This is a genomic window from Zeimonas sediminis, assembly GCF_023721795.1.
GTDB classification, from domain to species: Bacteria; Pseudomonadota; Gammaproteobacteria; order Burkholderiales; family Burkholderiaceae_E; genus Zeimonas; species Zeimonas sediminis.
In genome coordinates this window covers 349,604-367,352 of sequence record NZ_JAMQYE010000001.1, presented here as the reverse complement: position 1 = coordinate 367,352, position 17,749 = coordinate 349,604, and the positions used below count along the sequence as shown (strand labels likewise).

Annotated in this window: 18 protein-coding genes; 8 read left to right on the top strand and 10 right to left on the bottom strand. The window is 71.2% G+C overall.

The features are described 5' to 3' along the window. Positions 1-151 precede the first annotated feature (151 nt). From M6I34_RS01695 to M6I34_RS01680, 4 genes are all read left to right on the top strand, one after another. Positions 152-424, top strand: coding sequence for a DUF2798 domain-containing protein (locus tag M6I34_RS01695; protein WP_272483987.1), 273 nt, complete (start codon positions 152-154; stop codon positions 422-424). 237 nt (positions 425-661) lie between these two features. Beyond that, positions 662-1,201 carry a CDP-alcohol phosphatidyltransferase family protein gene (locus tag M6I34_RS01690; RefSeq protein ID WP_272483986.1) on the top strand — a complete coding sequence of 180 codons (540 nt, stop codon included), beginning with the start codon at positions 662-664 and terminating at the stop codon, positions 1,199-1,201. Between the two features lie 77 nt (positions 1,202-1,278). Further along, a complete protein-coding gene (locus M6I34_RS01685) occupies positions 1,279-2,388 on the top strand; it encodes an alpha/beta fold hydrolase (protein WP_272483985.1) in 1,110 nt (369 codons plus the stop codon). A gap of 112 nt (positions 2,389-2,500) precedes the next feature. Beyond that, positions 2,501-3,292, top strand: coding sequence for an alpha/beta fold hydrolase (locus tag M6I34_RS01680; RefSeq protein WP_272483984.1), 792 nt, complete (start codon positions 2,501-2,503; stop codon positions 3,290-3,292). A gap of 6 nt (positions 3,293-3,298) precedes the next feature. Here the strand turns inward: M6I34_RS01680 and guaA are convergent, their stop codons facing one another. Then, positions 3,299-4,879 carry a glutamine-hydrolyzing GMP synthase gene (gene guaA, locus M6I34_RS01675; protein ID WP_272483983.1) on the bottom strand — a complete coding sequence of 527 codons (1,581 nt, stop codon included), beginning with the start codon at positions 4,877-4,879 and terminating at the stop codon, positions 3,299-3,301. A gap of 7 nt (positions 4,880-4,886) precedes the next feature. Next, positions 4,887-6,347 carry an IMP dehydrogenase gene (gene guaB, locus M6I34_RS01670; protein ID WP_272483982.1) on the bottom strand — a complete coding sequence of 487 codons (1,461 nt, stop codon included), beginning with the start codon at positions 6,345-6,347 and terminating at the stop codon, positions 4,887-4,889. A 272-nt stretch (positions 6,348-6,619) separates the two neighbouring features. Between guaB and M6I34_RS01665 the strand changes: the two genes are divergently transcribed. Beyond that, positions 6,620-7,273 carry a DUF4124 domain-containing protein gene (locus tag M6I34_RS01665; RefSeq protein ID WP_272483981.1) on the top strand — a complete coding sequence of 218 codons (654 nt, stop codon included), beginning with the start codon at positions 6,620-6,622 and terminating at the stop codon, positions 7,271-7,273. Positions 7,274-7,324: 51 nt separating this feature from the next. On the opposite strand, the gene M6I34_RS01660 is transcribed toward M6I34_RS01665, so the two are convergent. Both M6I34_RS01660 and M6I34_RS01655 read right to left on the bottom strand, forming a co-directional pair. Continuing rightward, entirely contained in the window at positions 7,325-7,648 is a 324-nt protein-coding gene (locus M6I34_RS01660) for an RnfH family protein (protein ID WP_272483980.1), read from the bottom strand. Further along, positions 7,635-8,087, bottom strand: coding sequence for a type II toxin-antitoxin system RatA family toxin (locus M6I34_RS01655; protein WP_272483979.1), 453 nt, complete (start codon positions 8,085-8,087; stop codon positions 7,635-7,637). Before M6I34_RS01655 ends, M6I34_RS01660 begins: the two co-directional genes overlap by 14 nt. Before the next feature lie 53 nt (positions 8,088-8,140). Between M6I34_RS01655 and smpB the strand changes: the two genes are divergently transcribed. Next, positions 8,141-8,602, top strand: a complete 462-nt coding sequence (smpB, locus tag M6I34_RS01650) for an SsrA-binding protein SmpB (RefSeq protein WP_272486576.1) — start codon at positions 8,141-8,143, stop codon at positions 8,600-8,602. 48 nt (positions 8,603-8,650) lie between these two features. On the opposite strand, the gene M6I34_RS01645 is transcribed toward smpB, so the two are convergent. Both M6I34_RS01645 and M6I34_RS01640 read right to left on the bottom strand, forming a co-directional pair. Then, positions 8,651-9,574 (bottom strand): SPFH domain-containing protein, encoded by a 924-nt coding sequence (locus tag M6I34_RS01645; protein WP_272483978.1) that lies wholly within the window; start codon positions 9,572-9,574, stop codon positions 8,651-8,653. Positions 9,575-9,632: 58 nt separating this feature from the next. Then, entirely contained in the window at positions 9,633-10,085 is a 453-nt protein-coding gene (locus M6I34_RS01640; protein ID WP_272483977.1) for an NfeD family protein, read from the bottom strand. 299 nt (positions 10,086-10,384) lie between these two features. Between M6I34_RS01640 and M6I34_RS01635 the strand changes: the two genes are divergently transcribed. Beyond that, complete coding sequence (locus M6I34_RS01635) at positions 10,385-11,524, top strand: branched-chain amino acid ABC transporter substrate-binding protein (protein ID WP_418953420.1); 1,140 nt, start codon at positions 10,385-10,387, stop codon at positions 11,522-11,524. 114 nt (positions 11,525-11,638) lie between these two features. Here M6I34_RS01635 and ppsA read toward each other — a convergent pair whose 3' ends face one another. Continuing rightward, positions 11,639-14,053 carry a phosphoenolpyruvate synthase gene (ppsA, locus tag M6I34_RS01630; protein ID WP_272483976.1) on the bottom strand — a complete coding sequence of 805 codons (2,415 nt, stop codon included), beginning with the start codon at positions 14,051-14,053 and terminating at the stop codon, positions 11,639-11,641. Between the two features lie 268 nt (positions 14,054-14,321). Between ppsA and ppsR the strand changes: the two genes are divergently transcribed. Beyond that, positions 14,322-15,152, top strand: a complete 831-nt coding sequence (gene ppsR, locus M6I34_RS01625; protein ID WP_272483975.1) for a posphoenolpyruvate synthetase regulatory kinase/phosphorylase PpsR — start codon at positions 14,322-14,324, stop codon at positions 15,150-15,152. Here the strand turns inward: ppsR and M6I34_RS01620 are convergent. From M6I34_RS01620 to lpxB, 3 genes are read right to left on the bottom strand one after another with little or no spacing between them, the layout of a single operon-like run. Beyond that, positions 15,131-15,985 carry a TrmH family RNA methyltransferase gene (locus M6I34_RS01620; protein ID WP_272483974.1) on the bottom strand — a complete coding sequence of 285 codons (855 nt, stop codon included), beginning with the start codon at positions 15,983-15,985 and terminating at the stop codon, positions 15,131-15,133. The two genes, ppsR and M6I34_RS01620, sit on opposite strands and share 22 nt — an antisense overlap. Further along, positions 15,982-16,602, bottom strand: a complete 621-nt coding sequence (gene rnhB / locus M6I34_RS01615) for a ribonuclease HII (RefSeq protein WP_418953419.1) — start codon at positions 16,600-16,602, stop codon at positions 15,982-15,984. Before rnhB ends, M6I34_RS01620 begins: the two co-directional genes overlap by 4 nt. After that, complete coding sequence (gene lpxB, locus M6I34_RS01610; RefSeq protein ID WP_272483973.1) at positions 16,595-17,746, bottom strand: lipid-A-disaccharide synthase; 1,152 nt, start codon at positions 17,744-17,746, stop codon at positions 16,595-16,597. Before lpxB ends, rnhB begins: the two co-directional genes overlap by 8 nt. Positions 17,747-17,749: the final 3 nt, after the last annotated feature.

Genomic DNA, 17,749 nt, shown 5'->3' with positions numbered 1-17,749 from the left:
CCGCGGCATGCTTCACGGGATCTCCTCCTGGACGAGCCCGACCGAGTGTGCGAAACGGCCGGTGGCGGCCGAATCCTAGCCGATCGGGCGTCATAATGGCACCGCGCAGCTCCCCTGCCTCGCCGGCAACGATCGCATGCAATCTTCCCCGATGAACGCTCGCACGACCCCGCAGAAGACTTTCCTGGGCACGCCCCGGATTCCGGCCCGCTACGCGGGCATCGTGATGCCGCTGCTGCTGTCGCTGCTCATGACCCTGGTCGTGTCGCTGATCAGCACGCTGCGAGCGCTGGGACCGATCGACGGTTTCCTCGGCACCTGGCTGGGCGCCTGGGGGCTATCGTGGCTGGTCGCGTTTCCGACGCTTCTCCTGGTGCTGCCGATCGTGCGGCGGCTGACCGCGGCGCTGGTCGAATCCGGCTGAGCCCGCGATAGCGACGGCCCGACGCGAGGGGCCAGCGTCGCCTGGACTACCTGGCACTGCTGGCCGCCTTTGCGGCGCTGTGGACCAGTGGCCGGCGCCGTCACGGTGCACGGGGCGGCGATCCAGGAGCCCCCGACAACTCTTCCGGATCAGGCCACCCATCCTGATGACCGGAGCGCGACGTGGCCGTATCCCTGCGCAGGCGGTTATCCTGTGCCTGCACGCTCGAGCGAGGTCATGCGCCACCTGCCCAACGTCATCACGCTGCTGCGCCTGGCCCTGGTGCCGGTGATCGCGACGCTCCTGTACCAGGACAGGCACGACGAGGCGTTCGGCTGCTTCGTGGTGTCCGCGCTCTCCGACTTCGCCGACGGACAGATCGCCCGCCGCTGGAACCTGGAGAGCCGGTTCGGCGCCGTGGCCGACCCGCTCGCCGACAAACTGACGATGATGACGGTGACCGTGCTGCTCGCGATGCAGCAGGCGCTTCCCTGGTGGTTCGCGTCCGTGCTGGTGGTGCGCGACCTGGTGATCGTCGCCGGAGCGCTGGCCTACCGGCTGGTGGCGGGCGGCCTGGAAATGACGCCGACGCGGATCTCCAAGATCAATACGGTGCTGCAGTTCCTGCTGCTGCTGGCCGTGCTCGCGGTGCTGGCGGGGCATCTCCAGGGCGGCCTGTGGGTCGACCTGCTGATGTGGACGACGCTGGCGACGATGGCGATCTCCGGCGCGCACTACGTGCTCGCCTGGGGCCGCAAGGCCGTACTCCTTCAGTGATTGTCCGCGATCTCGACCTCGCCCGGGCCCGCGTCGATCTAGAATCCCCTCCACCGGGTGCACGAGCCCCTCCCTCGATGGCGCGTTCCTTGTCCACAGACACCGACTCGTCGACCGGCGCGCGCGCGGTCTCAGCCCAGGCATTCCGTTTTGCGCAATTGCCCTCCGGGGCGCGCATCGCCTGGACCCGCAGTGGTGCCTCCGGCGCGCCGACGCTGGTTCGGGTGGCGCACTGGCTCACGAATGTCGAGTACGACCTGCGCTCCCCGATCTGGCGCCCGTGGGTGGAGCGGCTGAGCCGCTCGTTCCGCCTGGTGCGCTACGACGAACGTGGCTGCGGCCTGTCGGGCGACGACGCGCGGCCGCGGGGGCTGGAACCCTGGATGGAGGAACTCGAGGCCGTGATCGGGGCCTCGGTCGACGCCGCGCGCGAGCCGAAGGTGGCGCTGCTCGGGGTCAGCGGCGCAGCGGCGATTGCGATCGCCTATGCGGTGCGGCACCCGGAGCGGGTCTCGCACCTCGTGTTGCTGGGCGGCTTTCTGCACGGCGCCCTGCATCGGTGCCGCACGCCCGAGGAGCGCGGCTTCCTGGAAGCGCAGTGGCGGCTGGTGGAGTTCGGTTGGGGGCGGGACGACCCCGCAGTGCGGGAGTTCTTCAGCAGTCGCTTCGTGCCGGACGCCACGCCCGAGGTTCGCGCGGGCATGAACGAGCAGCAGCGCCGCAGTTGCGACGGACCGCGCGCGGCCGAGATCATGCGGGCGCGGGCCGAACTCGATGTGCGCGCGCTCGCGCCGCAGGTGACCGTGCCGACCCTGGTCCTGCACTGCGAAGGCGACCGCGCCGTGCCGGTCGAGCTCGGCCACGACATCGCGGCTTCGATTCCCGGCGCACGCTTCGAGTCGCTGCCCTCGGCCAATCACGTGCCGCTGGGGCACGAGCCGGCTTTCACCCGGTTCTGCGACGCAGTCGTCGACTTCGTCACGGGCGCTGGCGAGGCGCCCCGGCTCACGCCCCGCGAACGCGAGCTCGCCGGCCTGGTCGCGCAGGGCCTGGACAACGCGCAGATCGCCGCGCGCCTTGGCGTGGCCGACAAGACGGTGCGCAACGCCCTGTCGGCCCTGTACGCCAAGCTGGGCGTGGACAACCGCGCCCGCGCCGTCGCACGGTCCCGGGACCTCGGCCTGTAGGCCCCGCGCGGCGGGACATTCGTCCCGTTTTCGCGCGCGCGCACCGGAGATAGCCTGCGGGCAGGCGGCACATCACCCGCGATGACCGCGATCACCTTGCTCGGGAGGCTCCATGTTCCTGGACATCGATGGCATCCGGATGCTCACCCTTGCCTTTGGCAGCGGGCCCCGGACGATCCTGGCCCACGGCGGCTGGATCAGCAACGTCGAGGACTGGCTCCCGGCCCTGGCGCCCCTGAGCGCGCGTTGGCGCACCGTCACGTACGACCACCGCGGGGCAGGCCTGACGCGGGTGCCCGTCGAGCGCATCACGGCCGAAGCGCTGGTGGACGACGTGTTCCGCGTGATGGACGCGCTGGGCATCGAGCGCTGCGTGATGGCCGGCTTTTCGCGCGGCACGGTGACGGCGATGCGGGCAGTGCTCGCCCGGCCCGACCGCTTCGACGGGCTGGTGCTGATGAACGGCTGCGGGGAGGTGCGGTCACCCGAGCTGCCCGTCGCGCCCCGCGTGCCGCCTTCGTCGTGGCCCGGCGCCACGCACGCCGACCGTCTGCGGTGGTTCCTCGAGCGCTGCACCCCCGAACCCGACACCGAGCACATCCGGCGCTGGGGCGAGTACATCCTCGCCCGCGCGACGCCCGAGGCGGCCGATCGGCTGTTCGTCATGGAGGCCGCGCAGCCCGTCGACTGGGCCAGCCGGCTGCCGCAGCTGCGCCTCCCCACGCTGATCGTCCACGGCGAGCTCGACGCCTTCTACCGCATCGAGCACATGCGGTACACCCAGTCCCTGATTCCCGACAGCGAACTCGTGGTCATGGAAGGCTCGGGCCACCTGCCAGCGCTGACGCGCCCGCTGGAAGTCGCGGCCCACATCGAGCGCTTCCTCGCTGCCCGAGGCTCGTGAAGCGCCCTACTCCCACTCGATCGTCGCCGGCGGCTTGCCGGAGACGTCGTACACCACCCGGTTGATGCCCCGGACCTCGTTGATGATCCGGTTCGACACCCGCCCGAGCAGCTCGTGCGGCAGGTGCGCCCAGTGCGCGGTCATGAAGTCCTGGGTCTGGACCGCGCGCAGCGCGACCACCCACTCGTAGGTGCGGCCGTCGCCCATCACGCCCACCGATTTCACCGGCAGGAAGACCGCGAAGGCCTGCGAGGTCAGGTCGTACCACGACTGGCCGTCGGGGCCCTTCGTGTTGCGCAGTTCCTCGATGAAGATCGCGTCGGCCTGGCGCAGCAGGTCGGCATATTCGGCCTTGACCTCGCCGAGGATCCGCACGCCCAGGCCGGGGCCCGGAAACGGGTGCCGGTAGACCATCTCGCGCGGCAGGCCCAGCGCCACGCCGAGCTCGCGGACTTCGTCCTTGAACAGCTCGCGCAGCGGCTCCAGCAGCTGCAGGTGCAGGGTCTCGGGCAGGCCACCCACGTTGTGGTGCGACTTGATCGTCTTGGCCTTGCCGGTCTTGGCGCCGGCCGACTCGATCACGTCGGGATAGATCGTGCCCTGGGCCAGCCACTTGGCGCGCGAGAGCTTGCCGGCCTCTTCCTGGAAGACGTGCACGAACTCGCGGCCGATGATCTTGCGCTTGGCCTCGGGGTCGGACTCTCCGGCCAGCGCGTCCATGAAGCGCTTCGTGGCGTCGACGTGGATCAGCTTCATGCCCATGTGGGCCTGGAAGGTCTCGACGACCTGCGCGCCCTCGTCCAGGCGCAAGAGCCCGGTGTCGACGAACACGCAGGTGAGCTGGTCGCCGATCGCCTTGTGGATCAGCGCGCCGGCCACGCTGGAGTCCACGCCGCCGGACAGGCCCAGTATGACCTCCTGGTCCCCGACCTGCTCGCGGATCCTGGCGACCGCCTCGTCGATGTAGTTGCCCATCACCCAGTCGGCGCGGCAGCCGCAGATGTCGAGCACGAAGCGCGACAGCAGCCGCTTGCCCTGCACCGTGTGGGTCACCTCGGGGTGGAACTGCACCGCGTAGAAGCCGCGCGATTCGTCGGCCATGCCGGCGATCGGGCAGGACGGCGTGGACGCCATCAGCTTGAAGCCCGGCGGCATGTCGACGACCTTGTCGCCGTGGCTCATCCAGACCTTCAGCATGCCGTGGCCTTCCGGCGTGCGAAAGTCCTCGATGCCCTCTAGCAGCCGGGTGTGGCCGCGGGCGCGCACCTCGGCGTAGCCGAACTCGCGGTGCTGGCCGCTCTCGACGCGGCCGCCGAGCTGCTGGGCCATCGTCTGCATGCCGTAGCAGATGCCGAGCACCGGCACGCCGAGCTCGAACACGACGTCCGGCGCCCGGTCGGTGGACTCCTCCCAGGCCGACATGTGGCTGCCGGACAGGATGATGCCCTTGGGCGCGAACTCGCGGACGAAATCGGCGGAGACGTCGCAGGGGTGGATCTCGCAGTAGACGTGCGCCTCGCGCACGCGGCGCGCGATCAGCTGGGTGACCTGCGAGCCGAAGTCGAGGATCAGGATCCGGTCGTGCATGAAGGCGTCAGTCGATCTGGTAGTTGGGCGCTTCCTGCGTGATCTGCACGTCGTGCACATGCGACTCGCGCATGCCGGCCGACGTGATCTCGACGAACTCGGGGCGGGTGCGCATGTCCTCGATGCTCGGGCAGCCGCAGTAGCCCATGCTGGCGCGCAGGCCGCCGGCCAGCTGGTACAGGATCGCGACCACCGAGCCCTTGTAGGGCACCCTGCCCTCGATGCCCTCGGGCACCAGCTTGTCGACGTTGACCGAGGAATCCTGGAAGTAGCGGTCGGCCGCGCCCTGCTGCATGGCGCCCAGCGAGCCCATGCCGCGGTAGGTCTTGTAGGAGCGGCCCTGGTACAGCACGACCTCGCCCGGCGCCTCTTCGGTGCCGGCGAACATCGAGCCCATCATCACCGCGTGCGCGCCGGCCACGATCGCCTTGGCGATGTCGCCGGAGAAGCGGATGCCGCCGTCGCCGATCAGCGGCACGCCGGTGCCATTCAGCGCTGCGGCCACGTCGGCGATCGCGGTGATCTGCGGCACGCCCACGCCGGCCACCACACGCGTGGTGCAGATCGAGCCGGGGCCGATGCCGACCTTGACCCCGTCGACGCCGGCGTCGACCAGCGCGCGGGCCGCCTCGCCGGTGGCGATGTTGCCGGCCACCACCTGCAGCTCGGGGTACTCGCGCTTGATCGCGCGGACCCGGTCGATGACCCCCTTGCTGTGGCCGTGCGCGGTGTCGACGACGACCGCGTCGACGCCGTTGCGAACCAACAGCTCGAGCCGCTCTTCGACGTCGCCGCCGACGCCGACCGCCGCGCCCACGCGCAGCTTGCCTTCGGCGTCCTTGCAGGCGTTGGGCTTCTCTGTGGCCTTCAGGATGTCCTTGACGGTGATCAGGCCGCGCAGCTCGAAGGCCTCGTTGACCACCAGGACCCGCTCGAGGCGGTGCTGGTGCATCAACGCCTGCGCGTCGTCGAGCGAGGCGCCCTCGCGCACCGTGACCAGCCGCTCGCGCGGGGTCATGATCGTGGACACCGGCGAGTCGAGCCGGGTCTCGAAGCGCAGGTCGCGGTTGGTGACGATGCCGACCACCCGGCCGTTCTCGACCACGGGCAGGCCGGAGATCCGGTGCTGCTGGGTGAGCTTGATGACGTCGAGCACCTTCATCGAAGGCTCGATCGTGATCGGGTCGAGCACGATGCCGGATTCGTGCCGCTTGACCTTCAGCACCTCGGCGGCCTGCCGCTGGGGCGAGAGGTTCTTGTGGACGATGCCGATGCCGCCTTCCTGGGCCATCGCGATCGCGAGGCGCGCTTCGGTGACCGTGTCCATCGCCGCCGAAACCAGCGGCAGGTTCAGCGCGATGCCGCGCGTGAACAGGGTCTTCAGGGAGGTGTCGCGGGGGAGGATCTCGGAGTAAGCCGGGACGAGCAGGACGTCGTCGAAGGTCAGGGCTTTCTTCGCCAGTCGCATGGAACCCTCTGGGCGCAAAACCGCATTATACAGAGCGGCCGGGGCCGCGGATCGGCTCCCCGGCCGGCCCGACCGCGCGGGCTGCCCGCGTCGCGGCGAGCTCGCCGCCCGGCCGGGACCGCGGAGCGTGCCGCCCGGCCGGGGGCCGGCGCCTTCCGTCGGCGCCCCGGGCCGCCGGCGCGGGCCGGCGCCGCAGAATGCGCTCGACGGACCGCCGCACCGGATCGCGGCCGGCCCGCTCCGACCAACGCACAGCTCCGGAGTGCCTTCCGATGATCCTCCGACGCCCGCAGCTCCGCACGCGACTCGCCGCCATCGCCGGCGCGGCCGGCGCCGTCGCCGTCTCGATCGCGCTGGCGCCCGGCCCCGCCTCCGCCGCGCCGTTCAAGTGGCGGGAGGCGAACGGCCGGATCGTCTACTCCGACCTGCCGCCGCCGGCCGGCGCCCGGGTCACGCTGCTGTCGGCCCCGCCCGGCGTCGGACTCCCCGCGCCGGCCGACTCGCCGAGCGCGGCCTCCCCGGCGCCCGGGCCCGGCGCCGCCCAATCCACCGCCGCGAGCGCGGCACCGGCTGCCGGAGCGTCCTCCACCGCTCCGGCAGCCGCTGCCGATGGCGCGGCCGCCCGCCCCGCGCCGGCCGCCTCTGCGCAGCCGGCGAGCTGGGTCGAGCGCGAGAAGGCATCGCGCCTGCGCGCGATCGAGCGCGAAGAGGCCGAGCGCAAGCAGGCCGAGGCGCAACGCCAGGCGGCCGAGCGCGCCAGGCTCTGCGAGGACGCGCAGGTCGGGCTGCGCACGATCGACAGCGGCATGCGGCTGCACACGGTCGACGAAAGCGGCGAACGGGTCGTGCTCAGCGACGAGGAGCGCGCCCGGCGCGCCGAGCAGCTGCGCCGAAGCGCCGCCGAGCACTGCGGCAGCCGCGGCTGAGGCCGCGGCCCGCCTTCGGGTCCGCGCCTGCACCGCGGCGGCCGCCGCGGCTCAGCGATTTCGCGCCGCGGCCTGCGCCCTGCGAACCTCGGCCCGGCGCCGCCGGGCGGCCTTGGGGTCGACCCTCAGGCCCTCGAGCAGCTCGATCCGGTCGCCGTCGGACAGCGGCGCGTCGGCCGGCTTCGCCTCCCCGAACACCGCCGCGGCGAGCTTGCCCGCCACCAGCGCATCGCGCAGCGCCGGCCCTTCGATCGCGGCCAGCGCGTCGCCGAGCGTCGAACCCGCAGGCAAGCGCATCGGCCGGATCGTCACCGTGCCGTCCGCCTCGACCCAGGCCAGCTCGACCCGCAGGCCGGCCTCGTCACTCGAGCGCATGCAGGTGCTCGGCGCGCCGGACGAAGGCGTCGACGAACGAACGCGCGATGTGATCGAAAACCGGCTCGAGCACCCGGCCGAGCAGGCCACCGGCGAAGCGGTACTCGAGCACGAACTCGACCTTGCAGGCGTCCTCGCGCAGCGGGGTGAAGCGCCACTCGCCGTGCAGCTGCGTGAACGGGCCCTCGCGCAGCGCCATCTCGATCCGGCGCCCCGGCTCGTGGGTATTGCGGGTGGTGAAGCTCTGGCGAATGCCGCGGAAATCGATGCGCACCGTGGCCGTCATCGACCCGTCCTCGTGGCGCTCGACCTCGGTGCCGCCGCACCACGGCAGGAACTTCGGATAGTCCTCGACCCGCTCGACGAGCGAGAACATCCGCTCGGCAGGGTACGGAACCAGGACGGACTTTCGGACGGTGTGCGGCGGGCGAACGGTCATCGGGCGGGGGCGTGATCGGTCCGGGCGCGGCGAAACGCCCGAAATCGGCGAGAATTGTAAAGATGAGCATCGCGCAGAACAAAAAGGCCCTCCACGACTACTTCATCGAGGAGCGTTTCGAGGCCGGGCTGGTCCTCGAGGGATGGGAGGTCAAGGCGATCCGCGCCGGCCGCGCCCAGCTGAAGGAAGGCTACGTGGTCATCCGCGACGCCGAGCTGTTCCTGATCGGCGCGCACATCACGCCGCTGCCCGAGGCGTCGACCCACGTGAAGCCCGATCCCACCCGCACCCGCAAGCTGCTGCTGCACGGCGCGCAGATCGCCAAGCTGATCGGCAAGGTCGAGCGCGCCGGCTACACGCTGGTGCCGCTCGACCTGCACTACAAGGGCGGCCGGGTGAAGTGCGAGATCGGCCTGGCCAAGGGCAAGAAGCAGTACGACAAGCGCGAGACCGAGCGCGAGCGCGAGTGGCAGCGCGAGCGCCAGCGCCTGATCAAGCAGGGCACCCGCGGCTGACGCGGCGCCCGCGGCCGCGCCGGCCGCGAGGGGCGCCCCCGAGCCCGCTCACTGCTTCGTCTGGCGGATCACCGAGGTGGCGGTGGCGACCAGCGTCGACACGTCGGCCAGGTTGGCCGGCACGATCATCGTGTTGTTCTCCTTGGCCAGCTTGCCGAGCGCGTCGACGTACTTCTCGGCCACCTGCAGGTTGACCGCCTCGAGACCGCCCTGGTGGTTGATCGCGGCGGCGATCCGCTCGATCGCGCGGGCGGTCGCGTCGGCCACCGCCGAGATCGCCGAGGCCTCGCCCATCGCGCGGTTGATCTCGGCCTGCCGCTCGCCCTCGGAGCGCTGGATGCTCGCCTCGCGCTCGCCGGTGGCGATGTTGATCTGCTCCTGCTTGCGCCCTTCCGAGGCTGCGATCAGCGCCCGCTTCTCGCGCTCGGCGGTGATCTGGGCCTGCATCGCGCGCAGGATCTCGGCCGGCGGCGTCAGGTCCTTGATCTCGTAGCGCAGCACCTTCACGCCCCAGTTCAGCGCGGCCTCGTCCAGCGCCGACACGACGTTGGCGTTGATCAGCTCGCGCTCCTCGAAGGTCTTGTCGAGCTCCATCCGGCCGATCACCGAGCGCAGCGTGGTCTGCGCGAGCTGCGTGATCGCGACGATGTAGTTGCTCGAGCCGTAGGAGGCGCGCATCGGGTCGGTGACCTGGAAGTAGAGCACCCCGTCGACGGTGAGCTGCGTGTTGTCCTTCGTGATGCAGACCTGGCTCGGCACGTCGAGCGGCACTTCCTTGAGCAGGTGACGGTAGGCGACCCTGTCCACGAACGGGATCAGGAAGTTCAGGCCGGGCGCCAGCACCCGGTCGAACTTGCCGAGCCGCTCGACCACCCAGGCGTGCTGCTGCGGCACGACCTTGAGTGCGCGGACGATGAAGACGATCGCGAGGACGAGGACGATCAGGGATACGCTGAAACCGCCGCTGGGCATGGCTTGACTCCGTGTGTCGGGTTGGGCCGCAGAGGGCCGGATTCCTTGTGGGGCGGGCTCAGCGGGCGGCCGCCGGCTCCGCGCCGCGCACGATCAGGCGGCTGCCGTCGACCCGCTCGATGACGAAGGCGCCCGCGCTGGCCGCCGCGTCGGGCTCGCGCTCGTCGAGCTCGACGGCCCACTGCGCGCCGCGGTACAGCACCCGGGTGCGCCGGCCGTCGGTCCATTCGTCGATCTTCAGGCGCTCGCCGACGTCGAGCAGCATGCTCCGGTCGGCGCCCGGCCTGCCGCCGGCCGCGCGGGCGCGGCCGCGGCGCCAGAGCATCGCCCAGCCGGCCACCGACACCACCGCCGTGGCCAGGACCTGCAAGGTGGCCGAGCCGCCGAACCACGCCACCGCCCCCCCCGCCGCCGCGCCGAGCGCGAGAACGAGCAGGTAGAAGGTGCTGGTGAGCATTTCGCCCACGCCGAGCGCCAGGGCCAGGATCCACCACCAGTGATGCACCTGCATGCGGGCCTCCCGATCGAATGCGGGCGATGCTAGCACCAATGGGGCCCCGCGGCGCGCGCCTCGGCCTCCGCGCGTCCGCCCCCGGGGCACCACGCGTCGGGCGAATCGACCGCCGGGCGCTCGCTGGCGGGGCAGGGAAACGGACCCACCCAGCCGGCCGGTCGGCTGGCAGGTCGCCGACAGGGTCGTCATTGCCGCTGCGCCGGGTTTCGGGCTAGCATTCGCGCCGTTGAGCCTGTCCGGGCGCGCCGCCCGCGGGTCAGCCAAACAAGACGTCCAACCGATTTGGAGATCTCCCGATGAAAATGAAGCTGATCGGCTTCGCCGTTGCCACGGCCTTCGCCGCCACCGCCGGCGTCGCGTCGGCCCAGACCGTGGTCAAGATCGGCCACGTGGCGCCGCTCACCGGCGGCATCGCCCACCTGGGCAAGGACAACGAGTTCGGCGGCCGCCTGGCGATCGAGGAGCTGAACGCCAAGGGCCTCACCATCGGCGGCAACAAGATCAAGTTCGAGCTGGTCGCGGAAGACGACGCCGCCGACCCGAAGCAGGGCACCGCCGCCGCGCAGAAGCTGGTCGACTCCGGCGTCGCCGGCGTCGTCGGCCACCTGAACTCGGGCACCTCGATCCCGGCCGCGCGCATCTACTCGAACGCCGGCATCCCGCAGATCTCGCCGTCGTCGACCGCCCCCTCCTACACCAAGCAGGGCTTCAAGACCACGTTCCGCGTGGTCGCGAACGACGGGCAGCTCGGCGGCACGCTCGGCCGCTACGCGGTGAACGAGCTGAAGGCCAAGTCGATCGCGGTGATCGACGACCGCACCGCCTACGGCCAGGGCGTGGCCGACGAGTTCGAGAAGGCGGTCAAGGCCGCCGGCGGCAAGATCGTCGGCCGCGAGTTCACGAACGACAAGGCCACCGACTTCAGCGCCATCCTGACCAAGCTCAAGGGCGTCAAGCCCGACGTCGTGTTCTACGGCGGCATGGACGCGGTGGCCGGCCCGATGATGCGCCAGATGAAGCAGCTCGGCATCGACGCCAAGTTCATGGGCGGCGACGGCATCTGCACCGGCGAGATGGCCAAGCTCGCCGGCGACGCGATCGGCGAAGGCAAGGTGATCTGCGCCGAGGCCGGCGGCATCACGCCCGACAAGGCGGCCGGCATCGAGGACTTCAAGAAGCGCTTCAAGTCGAAGTTCGGCATCGACGTGCAGCTGTACGCGCCCTACGTGTACGACGCGGTCAACACGATGGTCGCGGCGATGCAGAAGGCCGACTCGACCGACCCGAAGAAGTACCTGCCGGAGCTGGCCAAGATCAGCTACGAAGGCATCACCGGCACGATCTCCTTCGACCAGTACGGCGACATGAAGAACGCCTCGCTGACGCTCTACACCTACAAGGGCGGCAAGAAGGAGCAGATGATGGTCGTCAAGTGATCGCTCCGGTCGCCTGACGAGGAACGGGCCCCGCAAGGGGCCCGTTTCCTTTGGTGGCCGGCCATCGCGCGGTGGCGATCCGGCCTGCGGGGCCCCGGGCCCCGCACGCCAGGGTCAGCCGGCGCGCCGCGCGCCGGCGAGCTGTTGCCAGGTCGACACGACCGTGTCCGGATTCAGCGAGATCGAGCTGATCCCCTTGTCCATCAGCCACCGGGCGAGGTCCGGATGGTCCGACGGTCCCTGCCCGCAGATGCCGACGTACTTGCCTGCCGCCCGGCAGGCGTCGATCGCCATCTCCAGCAGCATCTTGACCGCGGGATCGCGCTCGTCGAAGCTCTCGGCCACGAGGCCCGAGTCCCGGTCCAGGCCCAGCGTGAGCTGCGTCAGGTCGTTCGAGCCGATCGAGAAGCCGTCGAAGTGCTCGAGGAACTGCCCGGCCAGCAGCGCGTTGGACGGCAGCTCGCACATCATGATGAGCTTCAACCCGCCCTTGCCGTCCGGGCCGGCGCCCTGCCCGCGCTTCAGGCCGTGCCTGTCGAGCAGCGCGACCACCGTGGCGGCCTCCTTCGCGGTGCGCACGAAGGGCACCATCAGCTCGACGTTGGTCAGGCCCATGTCCTCGCGGACCTTGCGCATCGCCATGCACTCGAGCTCGAAGCAGTCGCGGAAGCTCTCGGCCACGTAGCGCGACGCGCCGCGAAAGCCCAGCATCGGGTTCTCTTCCTCGGGCTCGTAGCGCGAGCCGCCGATCAGCTTGCGGTATTCGTTGGACTTGAAGTCGGACAGCCGCACGATGACCGGCCGCGGCCAGAAGGCCGCCGCGATCGTGGCCACTCCTTCGGCCAGGCGCTCCACGTAGAAGGCCCGCGGCGTGGCGTGGCCGCGGGCGACGCTCTCGACCGCCTTGCGCAGGTCGGGGTCCACGTTCGGGTAGTCGAGGATCGCCTTCGGATGGATGCCGATGTTGTTGTTGATGATGAACTCGAGCCGCGCCAGGCCCACGCCCGCGTTCGGGATGCGGGCGAACTCGAAGGCGAGGCTCGGGTTGCCGACGTTCATCATGATCTTGACCGGCAGTTCGGGCATCGCCCCGCTGTCGATCTCGGTGACCTCGGTCTCGAGCAGGCCGTCGTAGATGTAGCCGGTGTCGCCCTCGGCGCAGGACACGGTCACAAGCGCGTCGCTGTGCAGCCTCTCCGTGGCGTCGCCGCAGCCGACCACGGCCGGGATGCCCAGCTCGCGCGCGATGATCGCCGCGTGGCAGGTCCGCCCGCCCCGGTTGGTGACGATCGCCGAGGCCCGCTTCATGACCGGCTCCCAGTTCGGGTCGGTCATGTCGGTGACCAGCACGTCGCCGGGGCGCACGCTGTCCATGTGCGAGGCGTCGGACACCACGCGCACCGGGCCCGCGCCGACCTTCTGGCCGATCGCCCGGCCCGAGGCCAGCACCTCGGCGCGCGACTTCAGCTTCCAGCGCTGCTGCCGGCTGCCCCCCTGCTGCGACTTCACGGTCTCGGGCCGCGCCTGCAGGATGTAGAGCTTGCCGTCGCCGCCGTCCTTGCCCCACTCGATGTCCATCGGCCGGCCGTAGTGCCGCTCGATGATCACCGCGTAGCGGGCCAGCTCGATCACGTCCGCGTCGGTCAGCGAGTACCGGTTGCGCGCCTCGATCGGGACGTCGACGGTGCGCACCGTGCGCCCTGCCGCGCCGTTGGGCACGAACTCCATCTTGATCAGCTTGGAGCCCATCTCGCGGCGGATGATCGGGAACTTGCCGGCCTCGAGCATCGGCTTGTGGACGTAGAACTCGTCGGGGTTGACCGCCCCCTGCACGACCGTTTCGCCAAGGCCCCAGGAACTGGTGATGAAGACCACGTCGGGAAAGCCCGACTCGGTGTCGATCGTGAACATCACGCCCGAGCTGGCGAGGTCGCTGCGCACCATCCGCTGCACGCCGGCCGACAGCGCCACGTCGGCGTGCGCGAAGCCCTTGTGCACCCGATACGAGATCGCGCGGTCGTTGTAAAGCGACGCGAACACGTGGCGCATGCGGTCGAGCACCGCGTCGATGCCGGTCACGTTCAGGAAGGTTTCCTGCTGGCCTGCGAACGAGGCGTCGGGCAGGTCCTCTGCGGTGGCCGAGGAGCGCACCGCGACCGAGATCGCGGCGCCGCCGGCCTCGTCGACCATGCGCCGGTAGTGCTCGCGGATCTCCTGCTCGAGCCGGGCGGGCAGCGGCGCCTCGACGACCCACTGGCGGATCTTCGCGCCGCACTCGGCCAGCGCCTTCACGTCCTCGACGTTCAGCGCGTCGAGCTCGGCGGCGATCCGCTGCGCGAGCCCCTGGTGCTGAAGGAACTCGCGGAACGCGAACGCGGTGGTGGCGAATCCGCCGGGCACGCGGACATGCGAGGCCGCGAGCTGGCTGATCATTTCCCCGAGCGAGGCGTTCTTGCCGCCGACCGAGTCGACATCGGTCATTCGCAATTCCTCGAAGGGGACGACGTAACGTCCTTCGTGACGGTTCATGGGAAGGTCCTGACAGTTGAGATGCGGTTGCGCGAAGCGCTCTGGATGGCCGCCCCGCCGCGCGGGGGCGCCCCGGCCGCGCGGCGGTCGCGGCGCGCGGCGGGCTGGGCGGTCATCCGGAACGTTCCGGGAGAACCGGGATTTTACTTCCCCGCCCTGACTGGCCCCCGGAACCTTTGCACGGCGGCCCGTCAGGGGACGAGCGCGATCGGCCGCCAGCGTTCAGAATGCGGGGCATCGACCACCGACGCCCCCGAGCGAACCCGAGATGCCCGATTCCGGCGACACCCGCTACGACCGCACCGTGTTCTACCTGTCCGACGGCACCGGCATCACCGCCGAGACCTTCGGCCATTCGCTGCTGAGCCAGTTCGAGGGGCTGCGCCTGCGCACCGTGCGCCTGCCCTTCGTGGATTCGATCGACAAGGCCCACGAGGCGGTCGAGCGGATCGAGCGCCAGGGCCGCATCGACCGGCAGCGCCCGATCGTGTTCAGCACCCTGGTCGAGTCGGCGATCAACGACGTGGTGCGACAGGCCAACTGTCGCTTCCTCGACCTGTTCGCGACCTTCGTCGAGCCGCTCGAGGTCGAGTTCGGGGTCCGGTCCTCGCACCGGATGGGCCGCTCGCACGCGGCGGCCGACTCCGAGGCCTATCGCAACCGGATCGCCGCGATCAACTTCTCGCTGGCCCACGACGACGGGCAGCAGCACGCCGAGCTCGGCCAGGCCGACGTGATCCTGGTCGGCGTCTCGCGCTGCGGCAAGACGCCGACCAGCCTGTACCTGGCGATGCAGCACGGGATCAAGGCAGCCAACTACCCGCTGATCCCCGAGGACTTCGACCGCGGCCGCCTGCCCGACGAGCTGTACCGGCACAAGCCGAAGCTGTTCGGGCTGTCGATCGCCCCGGAGCGACTGGCCGAGGTGCGGCAGGAACGCAGGCCCGGAAGCCGCTACGCCGCGCTCGACAACTGCCGCTACGAAGTGGCCGAGGCCGAGTCGATGATGCGCCGCGAGGGCGTTCGCTGGCTCTCCACGACGACCAAGTCGATCGAGGAGATCGCGACGACCGTGCTTCAGCAGCTCGCCGAGCGCTGAGAACGCGTGATCGAGTCCGCTTCGCGGGCTGCCGAGCGCTGACGCAGCTGCTCGTACAGGCACACGGCCGCCGCGACGCCGACGTTCAGCGACTCGACCGCGTCGGTCTGCGGGATCGACAGGCGGCGCACGCCCGGAGCCGCGAGCAGCGAGGCCTCGAGCCCCTGCCCCTCGTTGCCGAGCAGCCAGACGCGCGGGGCGCGCAGGTCGGCCTGGTAGAGCTGGGCCGGCGCGTCGGCCGCGGTGGCCACCGCCTCGACGGCCAGCCGCGACAACAGCTCGGCGGCCGTCACGCCCTCGTGGATGTCCAGGTGGAAATGGGCGCCCATCGCCGCCCTGAGGACCTTCGGCGACCAGCAGAAGGCGGTGCCCGGCGAGGCGATCACCCGGCCGACGCCGACCGCCGCGCAGGTGCGCAGCACCGAGCCGACGTTGCCGGGGTCCTGCACCCGGTCGAGGTAGACCGCGTCGTCGACCAGCCGCTGCGGCAGCGCCGGGCGCGGCGTGTCGACGATCGCGATCGGCCCCGGGCCGTTCTCGACCTGGCTGGCCTGCGCGAAGAGCCGGTCGGCGAGCACCAGCGGCTCGACGCCGGCGCGCGCGACCAGCGCGGCGATCTCCGCAACGCCGGGGCGCGATGCCGCGTCGAGCTCGGCCGCGGTGCGCGCCGGCAGGAACAGCTGCCGCGGCGCGCCGTGCCGGGCCAGGTAGGCGGCCAGCAGGTGCGCGCCCTCGATCACCGACAGGCCCTCCCTGCGGCGATCGCGCGCCGAGCCGGCCAGCGCGACCAGCGCGCGGAAGCGCTCGTTGGACGGGGACTCGATGCGCTTCATCGCGCCTCCAGGCGGCGCACCGGGCCGAAGCTGCGTCGATGCTCGACGCAAGGGCCGTGCTGCCGCAGCAGCGACAGGTGCTGCGCGGTCGGGTAGCCCTTGTGCAGGTCGAAGCGGTACTGCGGGTAGCGCAGGTGCAGCTCGGCCATCGCCGCGTCGCGGGCGCACTTGGCGAGGATCGACGCCGCCGAGATGGCCGGGTCGAGCGCGTCGCCTCGCACCAGCGTCTCGACCGCGCAGGCCAGCGGCGGCGCGCGATTGCCGTCGACCCTGGCTAGCGCCGGCTGCAGGCCGAGGCCCTCGACCGCGCGCCGCATCGCCAGCATCGTGGCCTGCAGGATGTTCAGCGCGTCGATCTCGGCCGCGCTGGCGCTCGCGATCGACCAGGACAGCGCCCGCTCGCGGATCAGCTCGAACAGCGCCTCGCGGGCGCCGGCCGACAGCGCCTTGGAGTCGCGCAGGCCGTCGATCGGGGCGGACGGATCGAGCACCACCGCGGCCGCGTAGACCGGCCCGGCGAGCGGCCCGCGGCCGGCCTCGTCGACCCCGCAGACCGGGCCCTCGAGCGCGGGCAGCGCCAGCGCGAGCTGGCCGGCCGGGGCGCGCCGCTCAGCCACGCCCGAGCTCGAGGATGCGCTCGGCCGCGCGCGACGCGCAGTCGCGCCGCAGCTGGCCGTGCAGGTCCGCGAAGCGGCCTGCGATCGACGCGCGGGCTGCGTCGTCGTCGAGCTGGCGCAGCAGCGCCGCGCCTAGCGCGTCGGGCTTCACCGCGCCCTGCACGAACTCGGGCACGACGAAATCCCGACACAGGATGTTGGGCAGGCCGATCCAGGGCAGGTAGGCCATCCGCCGCATGATCCGGTAGCTGAGCCAGGCCAGCCGGTAGGCGATCACCATCGGCTTGCGCATCAGCGCGACCTCGAGCGTGGCGGTGCCGCTGGCCACCAGCACCGTGTCGGCCGCCGCGATCACCTCGTGCGAGCGGCCGCTCACCAGGGTCAGCGGCAGTGTCGGGGGCAGCTTGAGCAGCGAGATCATTTCGCGCAGCCGCTCGAAGAGCCGGTCGTTCGCGGCGGGCAGCAGGAAGCGGATGTCGGGCCGCCGAACGTGCAGCCAGGCCGCGGTGCGCAGGAAGTCCGGACCGAGCCGCTCGACCTCGCCGCGCCGGCTGCCCGGCAGCAGCGCGACGACCGGGCCGCCGCCGGGGAACAGGCCGAGGGCGCGGCGCGCCGCCTCGGCGTCGGTGTGCTCGGGAATGCGGTCGGCGAGCGGATGCCCGACGTAGGTGGCGGGAATGCCGGCCTCGCGGTAGATCTCCTCCTCGAACGGGAAGACGAGCAGCACGTGGTCGGCCGCGCGCCGGATCTTCTCGATCCGCTCGCCGCGCCAGGCCCAGATCGACGGCCCGATGAAGTGGACCGTGCGGATGCCGCGGCCGCGCAGCGCCGCCTCGAGGTCGAGGTTGAAGTCGGGGGCGTCGACGCCGACGAAGACGTCGGGGCGCCAGTCGATCAGGCGCTCGCGCAGCGAGTCTCGCATCCGCTTCAGGCGCGGATATTCGCGCAGCACCTCGATGTAGCCGTTCACCGAAAGCGCGTCGATCGTCCACCAGGCATCGAAGCCGCGCTCCTGCATCCGGGGCCCGCCTATGCCCCGCGCCTGCAGCGTGCCGGCCCGCGCCGCCAGGCCGTCGAGAACCGCGGCGGCGAGCAGGTCGCCGGAGGCCTCGCCGGCCACCATGCCGACGCTCAGTCCCGCCATGGT